Raw genomic sequence first — 9,721 nt, forward strand, 5'->3', positions numbered from 1 at the left:
CAAAGCCCCGCGCTCGCAGCGCTCCACCGCGATCGACCTCACGGTCACGCCCTTCGTGCCCAAGCCGTGCACGCCCTTCGAGGAAACGACCTTCGCGGGCGAGGGGGCATTGAAGCGCAAAATCGGGGAGCTGAAGAAAACGCTGGCCAGGGAAAAAGGGATGTCGATGCGGACCGACTCCATCGTGGATGCGATGATCGAGCATCGCATAGCGAACTCGGACGAGCGCTGCCTGGAGTTTTTTGAGGAGGCGTACAAGGATAACGCGCGCGCCGCGCTCAAGCGCGATTGACTGGGCCTTTCCTGATGCTACAGCTCTCTCACTCATGAGCAAAAAATTCGCAGCGCTTGCAGCGCTGGCGCTCATCGCGCTGGCTTCGTACGCCCGGGCAGAGAGACCGAATCTCCGCGCCACCATCAACGACGTCTATACGATCCACTTTGTAGTCGACGGCACTAATCTCAAAGCGTTCGAGCGGGCCGTGGACGAGGGCAAGATGCCCACGGTGAAGAAGATGTTTTATGACCAGGGCGCGGTCTTCACGCACGGGCTCTCCCTTTTCCCGACCACCTCAACCACGGTATATCAGGCCTATGTCACGGGCCTTCTGCCCGGACACTCCGGGATTCCACACCTGGAGAGGATGGATCGAGAGACAGAGGATGTGATCGGCTACCTGACCGTCTCCGGCTTCGACAAGATCAACAGCGACCTCATCAACCTCAGAGCGATCACGAATCCGGAGGTGGTTGATATACAGCCGCCGACTACGATTTACGAGATGCTCGACGGATATCCGACAGAGGTTATCTACTCTTCGTTCTCGCGCGGAGCCGCGAACCGATATCCTGCGAAGGCGCCGATCAGTGCACTGTGGTCCACCTATGTCTCGGATGACGTGGAGAACGTGGACGTGCTCGCCATGAAGCGCGTCATGGAACTCTTCGGCGGCCCGACGGAAAAGATCCCCCGCTACGCTATGGTCGGCCTGTATTCCTCTGACATCATGGGCCACAAGCACGGGCCGCAGAGCGAGGATGTGCAGGCAGTGCTTACGCAGTTCGACGTCTTCCTGCGCGACTTCATGAAGCTCCTCGATGAACGCGGGATCGCGGACAAGACCTACATCATAATCACTGCAGACCACGGCATGCACGATACAGGCGAGCTCTTCAATCTCAACAAGGCGCTCTCCGACGCGGGCGTGAAAATCAGGTCCCCGAAGACGCACAAGGGCTGGTATGATGTCTACGCGGCCAGCCGCGGAGTGGCCTCGTCGCACATGTACGTGAGACACGAGGGCGGCTTCGAGCCGATCGTCGACCCGGATATCCCGAGGCATCTGCGCGGAAAAGACGGCGCCGAGATAGACCTCATAGAATTGCTTCGCAGCCTTGCGGCGGTCGAACTGATCGCGGTGCGCGCAGGCGACAGAAAGGCCCGCGTCTTCGACAGCCAAGGCGGCTTCGCCGACATCGCATGCTACACGCTGGACGGCACGGACTACTGCAGCTATGGGACGAAGGGGGGCGATCCCCTCGGATATTCTAAGAGCCCCAAACTCACGCGGCTCACAGACGGCAAACCGCACTCCTCGCTCGTCTGGAGGGACGCATCCGCAGGGGAGAGATATCCCGACGCGGTGATAGGACTGTCGCAGATATTCCACGACGGCAGGGCCGGCGACATCTTCGTCACCACCAAAGGCCGCTACGGCTTCCGCAAAGTGAAGATGGGAAACCACGGCGGCATAATCGAGGGCGACATGCGCGTGCCCCTGATGATTGCAGGACCCAATGTCCCCAAGGGCCGCTTCGGCGCCGCAAGACCCACGGACATCTACCCACTCATGCTCGAGTGGTTCGGACTCAAGGTCCCTGAAGGCAACTACGACGGAACAAACCCTTTTGCAAAACGCAGTCAAGAAAAGACCGGCATGGAAAGACTCGCGGAGGCGGAGCAGGCGTTGGATCACGGAAAACGGGTGAAGATCGGACCTTCCGTCAAATCCCTGGCGAGAAAAGAGGCTGCAAAGCGAAAGATCCTGGTCGACAAACTCGGCGCGCTGCTCGATGATATGAAGAACTCCTATGCGAAGGGCGCTTACGCGGAGGATCACGCGGCGATAGTGGAGCGGACGCTCGCCTGGGCAAGGGGCGCCCTCGAAAGGATGGAGGATTTGGCCAGATGATAAGCCTTCTCTTCAACAGGTTCAGCAAGGCCGTGATCGCGGCCGAGGTAGCGGGCGTAATCCTCCTGCTCTTCGGCGCAGCGAGGCTCATCCTCCGAGGCGCAGGCCCTTTCGAATACGCGCTGATCGCGGCGACGGCGTTTCTCTACGCGTTCATTCGCTTCTGCGCCGGCGTCCGCTGGTACAAGGATGCGCCCAGGTACTCGGGCATAGAGCTGCAGTTCAAGAAGGCGATGGTCCCCACCGGTTACGCGATGGCGCTCATGGGCCTTTGGCTCTCCCTGCTGCCGTCGATCGCTCCGCTTGTCATCCTCGTCGCAGCTCTCGCGGTGGTGGCGCACGTCAACGTCATCCTCATCACATTCCATCTGCGCGACCGCGACCGGACTCCGGTCAACCACTACTCGAGCGGCCGATTCGCTGCTGATGACGCAAAATAGGGCGCATCAAGACTATTTATTTTCATAACATATTGATATATAATAATTATACGATTGAGGGACTGGACAGATTTGACGCAGATTGATAGGAGACGCGCATGCCGACTCTCACGGAATTCATGGCGGGCTTCGGGACAAAGGAACTCATCCTTTCGCTCTTCATACTGGCCTGCATAGTGCTGGGCAGGGAGTACAACCACATCTTCAGGAGGAAGCGCAATGAAAAGGACCTCTGACAGAGGCGCTCGAAGGCCCCCTGACATCGACGAGACCAAAGAGCACGTGCTGGCCGCGGGCCGGGAGCTTCTGCTCGCCGCGCAGGGCGCCCTGTCGCTCTGCAAAGATTACGCGAAGGCCTCTTCCTCGCCTGAGTCCAGGTCTCAGCTCATGCAGTTCTTCTCAAAAGCGATGGACGTCGCGGACGAGCTGTCGAAGGGGCTCATCAGCGCCTCCCGCATACCGGGCGCGGCCCGGGGAGTGGCGGGACAGGTCTTCGACGCGATCGGCCGCGAGATGAAGGAGCAGGAGGAACAGGGACAGGAAAGAAAGAGACGGGAAAAGAAACAGCAGGGCAAGAAGGGGAAGGCGGCAAAAAGGAGGCAGCCATGTCGCAAAAACATCCGAAGATCATAAAGCGCTACCAGAACAGGAAGCTCTACGACACCTCTGACTCCTGCTACGTCACGCTCGAGGATATCGGCGAGATGATAAAGGCCGGCGAAGAGGTCCAGATACTGGACAACACCACGAAAGAGGACATGACCTCGGTGACGCTGGCCCAGATCATCTTCGAGGAGCAAAAGCGGAAGACCAACGTTCTGCCGCTCTCCACCTTCCGCCAGATCATCCAGGGCGGCGGCGAGGCGCTGCGCGAGCTGGTCACTAACGGCGCCAAGGAATTCGGCAAGGTCCGCGAGTTTGTGGACGACAAGGTAATCCCGGCGGTCAACAGCATCAGCGAGCTGCCGGCCGTCAAGGACGAGGTCGAGGCGCTCAAGAGGCGAATGGCCGCGATCGAAAAGAAACTCGCGGATCAGCAGAGACGCAAAAGATGAAGCGCGCAGTCCCCATCATTATAATAGCACTCGCCGTCATCCTGCCGCCCTCGAGGGCGGCAGAGGCGTATCTGCTCCCTGCCTACAAGATCAGCGACGCACAGTATCAAGTCGCTGCGGACGAGACATTCAAGGAATACGACGCGATCATAGCCTCGATCAGGGATGAGCTCCCCATCGGCGAAGTCGAGAGCCACCGCAAAGACTACAAGAAGAGGCTCACGCCCGCACAGATCGAGGCGACCCGGAAATACCGGGAGATCAAGGACGAGTACGAATTCTGGGGCTGGGTGATGGACCTCAAGACAAAGCTTCTGGCCATGCATCCGCAGAGGGAAAATCCCGCAGTAAAAGCGGAGGCGGATAAGTTCGCAAAGGTCACGGTGCAGCGCACCTACGACATGTCGCAGGAATATCGGATCCCCATCAGCGCCCTGATCAGGAACTGGGAGGTCAACAAGGGCAAGCGCAAAAAGGGGCACTGCTACCACTACGTCAACGATTTGCGCAAGGAACTGCGCAAGCACAGCTGGCGACACTTCGAGATGCACTGGGGAGAGGCCTGGCCCAAGGACGTGCGCGAGAACAACGCGCTGGTGATAGTGGCCTCGGGCCAACCCTTCGAGACAGGGCTCGCGATCGACCTCTGGCGCAGGGCAGGAAGGCCCTTTTGGACGCCGGTCAAGGGCGACTTCTACCCTTGGCAGGACGCAGGAGACCTGGAGATAGAAGAGAATTAGCCGAGAAACCTCTCGATTGCCGCGCGCGCCTTCTCCGGAAGCCCCACGAACCTGATGCCCACCCCCTGGCCGGCCGCCCGCACCACTTCGCCGGTAACCCTCACAGGACGCTTCTTTCCCGGCAACGCGAAGGAGAGAAAAAGCATCGTGCCGACGCGGACCGGGATGTCGGACTCGAGGAAGAGCCCTCCCAGGCTCAAGTCCTTGGCGCGGACATAGAAGATACCGTCGCCGAACTCGTCTTCAAACACGACCTTGGCGTGACAGGCCTTGCGCGGGTGCAGCCTCTTTTCCTGGGGCTGTCCGTTCATCGCGCCGCCTCCGCAAGCCTGCGTTCGACCGCCTTCAACAGATCCCCTGGAAGAAACGGCCTCTCCACAAAAGTCGTCCTCGGCGCTTTTCTCAACCTTGCGCAGATCCGCTCCTCGGCCTTTGAATCTCCTGAGATTATCATCTTCCTGATCTTCGCCGCCCTCCGATCAGAAGAGAGCGCCTCGATCAGATCGCCGGCTGCGTTGCCCATCGAGTTGGTGTTCACGACCAGAAGGTCAACTCCGGCGCCGGCCTTCACATGGGCCAAGGCGTCGGAACAGCGCGGCCTGATCAGAATCGTGACCCCCAACGGGGCGAGCAGAAGCCGGTATATATTGGCCGCCAGGTACGAGCGGTCCGCTATGAGGACTACAGGGGTCCTGGACATGCGCGCCATATAGCCCAGCCCGCAAGGCCTGACAAGGCCGGCGGCTATAGCGCGCCAGCCCTTGTCCACACGGCGTCCGTCTTATAAGATGAGGGGCGATTCTATAAATAATCAATGGCCACTTGACTTTTGGGGGGGCATAACCTAACTTTTGGCGAAGTTGGACGTTCTTTTTTTAAAGATATCACGAATTTAACCTTTTTAAGGAGGGGGAAATTATGAAGAGATTTACCGTCGTGTTGGTCGCGATCGCATGCGCCGCATTGGTCGCAGGTTGCGCCCAGAACCAGAAGAAACCTGTTGCGAAGAAAGGCGGGCTCCAGAGGATTCACTTCGACTTCGACAGGTCGAACATAAAGGCCGAGTATGAGCCGGTCCTCAAGGACAACGCCCAGTGGATGCGCGCTCACGAGAAGACGAACGTCACCATCGAGGGCAACTGCGACGAGCGCGGATCCAACGAGTACAATATCGCTCTCGGCGATCGCCGCGCGAAGTCCGCGAAGAAATATCTGACGAACCTCGGCATCTCCGACAGCAGGCTCTCGACCGTCAGCTACGGCGAGGAACGCCCGCTCTGCACACAGAGCAACGAGAGCTGCTGGTGGCAGAACCGCCGCGACGAATTCGTTGCAAAGTAAGCGTCGCTACGGTGTAAATCATATTAATGTGCACAGCGCGCTTCTCGCGGGAGGCGCGCTGTGTTTTTGAGAGGTGAACCCATGAAGCGGCTTACGGTTTTATCAGTCCTGATGGCACTGACGGTTCTTTCCCTCGACGCAGGCGCAGCAAAGGTCGATGACAGGGTGACAGCGCTCGAGCACAAGGTCTCCACCATGCAGAACACCAGGCTCGCCAACGACCAGGAAGTCGCGTCGGCAGTCGCCAGGCTCAGCGCGATACAGGATGAGTTCGCGACCCTCAAGGGAGGCCTGGACGCGAACAAGTTCTATATCAGCTCGCGCACGGACGAGATCGCCAAGCAGATCCAGTCGCTGGAGAACAGGCTCCAGGCCATGGAAGACAGGATGGCCGTCTTCTCGACGCAGCTGTCCAAGGCGCTCTCCAAGCTCGCTCCTGACGTAGCCGACGAAGGGGAGATGTACCAGAAGGCCCTGGACCTGGCCGCTTCAGCCAATTATCTAGAGGCCGCCTCGACCTTCAGCTCCTTCATACAGAAGTACCCCAAGAGCAACTTCGTTCCCAACGCCACGTTCTGGATCGCCGAGTGTTATTACTCCGCCGGCGACCACAGGCGCTCGGTCAAGGAATTCCAGGCCTTCGTCGAGAAGTACGACCGCAACGAAAAGGTGCCGGAGGCGATACTCAAACAGGGCAACTCTTTCTACACGCTCGGCATGTACGAAGAGGCTAGGGCCTTCTACGACAAGGTGCTGGCCTCGTACCCGGCGAGCGCCTCGGCAGCTCAGGCAAAAGAGCGAATCAAGAGGATGGAGAAACGAAAGTCGGAGGCTGCTGCCGCACCGACCGGCGGCGGCATGGACTCCTACCCCGCGCGCACCCTGGAGCAGCAGATTCAAGGACAGAGAACGCCCCCTATCGACCTGGCGCCGGAGAAGACCAAGGCCTCAAAACCCCATCCGGGCGATTTTTGATCAGATGAGGATACTCGGAATCGAGAGCTCTTGCGACGAGACCGCCGCCGCGGTGGTGAGCGACGGCAGGATTTTGTCCACCCTCGTCGCAACGCAGCACGACGTGCACGCAAGGTACGGCGGCGTCGTGCCGGAACTCGCGTCAAGGCGTCACATGGAGAACATCGTGCCGCTGATCCGCGGGGCGCTCGACGAAGCCGACCTCACCCTCGACGACATAGACGGAGTCGCCGCCACTTACGCGCCGGGCCTCGTGGGCTCGCTGCTCGTGGGCCTGATGGCCGCGAAGTCCATAGCGTATTCGCGCTCCCTCCCCTTCGTAGGCGTCAACCACCTGGAGGGGCACCTGAACGCGGCGGCGATCGAATACGGAGAGATCCCGACCCCTCACCTGGGCATCGTGGTATCAGGCGGGCACACGAGCCTCTATCTGGTGCGCGACCGATTCGACCTGAAGCTGCTCGGCGCCACACGCGACGACGCTGCAGGGGAGGCCTTCGACAAAGTGGCCAAGCTCCTGGGACTCGGATATCCGGGAGGCCCTGCGATAGAACGCGCCGCGGAGAAGGGAAACCCCAAGGCCTTCCGCTTCACAAAACCGAAATTCTCGAAGGACGATTCCCTGGACTTCTCATTCTCCGGCATCAAGACCGCCTGCCTCCTGAAGCACAGGGATGAGGCGGCCCGTGGAAAGGTGAGCAGCCGGTTCGTGGCGGATATGGCCGCCTCATTCCAGGACGCAGTGGCCCGTTTCCTCGTCGAACGCGTGATAGATGCCTCCCGCCGATACGGCGCCGGATCCGCCGTCCTGTCGGGCGGCGTGGCCGCTAACCGCAGGCTGCGCGAGCTCTTCGCAGCCCGCTGCGACGAGGAGGGGATCACCCACCACATACCGCCGCACGACCTCTGCACCGACAACGCCGCGATGATCGCCTTTGTCGGCGAAAAAAAACTTTCGGCCGGCATCTCGAGCGACCTCTCGCTCAACGCCGCGGCGAACATGGAGATCGGCGTGTAGACCGATGCCAGATCCCTCCGTACATGCGCTGCTCAAGAAATATTCGATAAGGCCGAAGAAACGGCTCGGCCAGCACTTCCTCGTAGCCGGTCCGACCATCGACAAGGTCGTGCGATGCCTCGACCTGTCATCGGACGACACCGTGCTAGAGATCGGTCCCGGACTCGGCGTGATGACGCGCAGGATAGCGGGGCGCGCAAGGCGCGTGATCGCGGTTGAGAGAGACGAGAGGATGGTCGCGATCTGCAGGGAGGAACTCGCCGACCTTGCGAACGTCGAGGTCGTAGAGGCCGACATCCTTGAATTCGATCCGGCCCTATATGCGACCGCGGACCAGAGGATCAAGGTCGCAGGCAATCTGCCGTACAACATATCCACCCCCATCCTCTTCTGGATGCTTAAGAACAAGGCGCGGATCTCTTCCGCGGTCGTGATGCTGCAGCGCGAGGTCGCGGAGAGGATCGCGGCCAAACCGGGCGGAAAGGAATACGGCAGGCTGTCGGTGATGATGCAGGCGCAGGCGGCTGTCGAAAAACTTTTCGACATCTCCGCTGCCAGTTTCGCGCCCAGACCGGAGGTGGTCTCCTCTGTGATCAGGATAGATTTCCCCGAGAAAGACGGGCTGGCTGCGGAGGAGCTCTCAGGCCTCGAGAAGACCGTAAGACAGGCATTTGGAAAGCGCAGGAAGACCATCAAAAACGCGCTGCTGGGCGCCGAAGGATCGGGGGCGTCTGCGGCCGAGATTGAGGAGAAGCTCCTGGATGCGGGCATAGACCCGAAAGCCAGGCCCGAGCAGATCCCGGTGGAAAATTACAAGAGGCTGGCGCGATCCTTTTGAATATGGAATTATCCGGCCCGGATGATGGGGGATCGCCATGAATAGATCGAACCGATTTTTTCTTTTCGCGATCATAACAGTCTTCGTTTCGATCGCGACAGGAGGGGACGCAATGGCAATGCAACTCACCAGCACCGCATTCACACAGAACAGCGCGATACCTTCCAAGTACACCTGCGACGGCGCCGACATATCCCCGCCGCTGACGTGGAGCGGCGCGCCGTCGGGCGCCAAGAGCTTCGCGCTGATCGCGGACGACCCTGACGCGCCCGCAGGCACGTGGGTGCACTGGGTGATTTGGAACATCCCTGCCGCAGCCGCCTCTCTCAAGGAAGGGATAGGGAAGAACGCGGCGCTGGCCGACGGCACGAAACAGGGGCTCAGCGACTTCCGCAAGGCGGGGTACGGCGGCCCCTGCCCACCATCGGGCACGCACCGCTACTTCTTCAAGCTCTACGCACTGGACTCGGAACTCAACCTTCCGGCCACCGCCACCAAGGCGAATCTCGAGTCAGCGATGAAAGGCCACATCCTCGCCGAGGCGCAGCTGATGGGAAAATACGAAAGAAAGAGATAGCCCTTTCTCTACCGCGCGCACATCGCGCAGGAGCATCCTCCTCCGCCTCCCTTCAATCGGTCAAGAAGACCGGGCAGCTCGGGCGCACCCTCGATCGACCCGCCTGCCGGAATCACTTCGGGCGCACCGGCGGTTTCAGGGAGCCCGCCCGGGAGTTGCGAGCCTTCGAGTATCTCCTCGAAGTCCGCGCCGGAGCAATAGCCGTCCACGCACTCGCCTTCGTCGCAGTCATCGGCCGTGTCGCACGGTTTGCTGACCGTGCCGAACGGCACGATCGACTCGAAGAGAGGATCCGCAAGCGGGTCCACGGTGTTGAGCACCTTGAGGATGCCCTCCACATCTATGCCCTGGTCGGGCGGCATGTTCTGCAGCCAGACCGAGTATATCCCGCTCTCGCCCTCCTGTTCGGTCATGATCCAGCCGGCCTCGTCCGTTGCAGGCTGAGTTCCGGCCTGATCCTTGGTGAAGCTGGTCGCGTCGAAGCCGTCCGCATGGATGCCCAGCTTCACGAACTGGATCACAGGCGTAACGCTCCTGTTCGCGAT

15 protein-coding genes are annotated in these 9,721 nt (G+C 60.2%); 12 read left to right on the plus strand and 3 right to left on the minus strand.

The window, feature by feature from the left end; genetic code table 11:
• From WC683_17600 to WC683_17630, 7 genes are all read left to right on the plus strand, one after another.
• The coding region (locus WC683_17600) for a hypothetical protein (GenBank protein ID MFA4974424.1) at nt 1–292 on the plus strand (292 nt) is incomplete at its 5' end.
• A gap of 34 nt (nt 293–326) precedes the next feature.
• Nucleotides 327–2,192, plus strand: coding sequence for an alkaline phosphatase family protein (locus WC683_17605; GenBank protein ID MFA4974425.1), 1,866 nt, complete (start codon nt 327–329; stop codon nt 2,190–2,192).
• Complete coding sequence (locus WC683_17610; protein MFA4974426.1) at nt 2,189–2,632, plus strand: hypothetical protein; 444 nt, start codon at nt 2,189–2,191, stop codon at nt 2,630–2,632. The genes WC683_17605 and WC683_17610 overlap by 4 nt, the downstream gene beginning before the upstream one ends.
• A 98-nt stretch (nt 2,633–2,730) precedes the next feature.
• Nucleotides 2,731–2,868, plus strand: a complete 138-nt coding sequence (locus WC683_17615; GenBank protein MFA4974427.1) for a hypothetical protein — start codon at nt 2,731–2,733, stop codon at nt 2,866–2,868.
• Nucleotides 2,852–3,265 carry a hypothetical protein gene (locus WC683_17620; GenBank protein ID MFA4974428.1) on the plus strand — a complete coding sequence of 138 codons (414 nt, stop codon included), beginning with the start codon at nt 2,852–2,854 and terminating at the stop codon, nt 3,263–3,265. The genes WC683_17615 and WC683_17620 overlap by 17 nt, the downstream gene beginning before the upstream one ends.
• Nucleotides 3,238–3,687 (plus strand): polyhydroxyalkanoate synthesis regulator DNA-binding domain-containing protein, encoded by a 450-nt coding sequence (locus WC683_17625; protein MFA4974429.1) that lies wholly within the window; start codon nt 3,238–3,240, stop codon nt 3,685–3,687. Before WC683_17620 ends, WC683_17625 begins: the two co-directional genes overlap by 28 nt.
• The gene (locus tag WC683_17630; protein MFA4974430.1) at nt 3,684–4,427 is read left to right on the plus strand and encodes a hypothetical protein; all 744 of its coding nucleotides are present in this window, start codon (nt 3,684–3,686) and stop codon (nt 4,425–4,427) included. Before WC683_17625 ends, WC683_17630 begins: the two co-directional genes overlap by 4 nt.
• On the opposite strand, the gene WC683_17635 is transcribed toward WC683_17630, so the two are convergent.
• Entirely contained in the window at nt 4,424–4,738 is a 315-nt protein-coding gene (locus tag WC683_17635) for a PilZ domain-containing protein (protein ID MFA4974431.1), read from the minus strand. The two genes, WC683_17630 and WC683_17635, sit on opposite strands and share 4 nt — an antisense overlap.
• Nucleotides 4,735–5,127, minus strand: a complete 393-nt coding sequence (locus WC683_17640) for a hypothetical protein (GenBank protein ID MFA4974432.1) — start codon at nt 5,125–5,127, stop codon at nt 4,735–4,737. Before WC683_17640 ends, WC683_17635 begins: the two co-directional genes overlap by 4 nt.
• A 218-nt stretch (nt 5,128–5,345) precedes the next feature.
• On the opposite strand from WC683_17640, the gene pal reads away from it, so the two are divergent.
• The 5 genes from pal to WC683_17665 all read left to right on the plus strand — a co-directional run bounded on the left by pal (nt 5,346) and on the right by WC683_17665 (nt 9,176).
• Entirely contained in the window at nt 5,346–5,768 is a 423-nt protein-coding gene (gene pal, locus WC683_17645; GenBank protein ID MFA4974433.1) for a peptidoglycan-associated lipoprotein Pal, read from the plus strand.
• A 111-nt stretch (nt 5,769–5,879) separates the two neighbouring features.
• Nucleotides 5,880–6,743 (plus strand): tol-pal system protein YbgF, encoded by an 864-nt coding sequence (ybgF, locus tag WC683_17650; protein MFA4974434.1) that lies wholly within the window; start codon nt 5,880–5,882, stop codon nt 6,741–6,743.
• A 4-nt stretch (nt 6,744–6,747) separates the two neighbouring features.
• The gene (tsaD, locus tag WC683_17655) at nt 6,748–7,761 is read left to right on the plus strand and encodes a tRNA (adenosine(37)-N6)-threonylcarbamoyltransferase complex transferase subunit TsaD (GenBank protein ID MFA4974435.1); all 1,014 of its coding nucleotides are present in this window, start codon (nt 6,748–6,750) and stop codon (nt 7,759–7,761) included.
• Nucleotides 7,762–7,765: 4 nt separating this feature from the next.
• Nucleotides 7,766–8,599 (plus strand): 16S rRNA (adenine(1518)-N(6)/adenine(1519)-N(6))-dimethyltransferase RsmA, encoded by an 834-nt coding sequence (rsmA, locus tag WC683_17660; GenBank protein MFA4974436.1) that lies wholly within the window; start codon nt 7,766–7,768, stop codon nt 8,597–8,599.
• A 112-nt stretch (nt 8,600–8,711) separates the two neighbouring features.
• On the plus strand, nt 8,712–9,176 hold the full coding sequence (locus WC683_17665) for a YbhB/YbcL family Raf kinase inhibitor-like protein (GenBank protein ID MFA4974437.1): 465 nt from the start codon (nt 8,712–8,714) through the stop codon (nt 9,174–9,176).
• Nucleotides 9,177–9,184: 8 nt separating this feature from the next.
• On the opposite strand, the gene WC683_17670 is transcribed toward WC683_17665, so the two are convergent.
• On the minus strand, nt 9,185–9,721 hold a 537-nt coding region (locus tag WC683_17670; protein MFA4974438.1), incomplete at its 5' end, for a hypothetical protein.

The sequence above is a fragment of the bacterium genome (assembly GCA_041648665.1).
Taxonomy (GTDB): domain Bacteria; phylum UBA10199; class UBA10199; order 2-02-FULL-44-16; family JAAZCA01; genus JAFGMW01.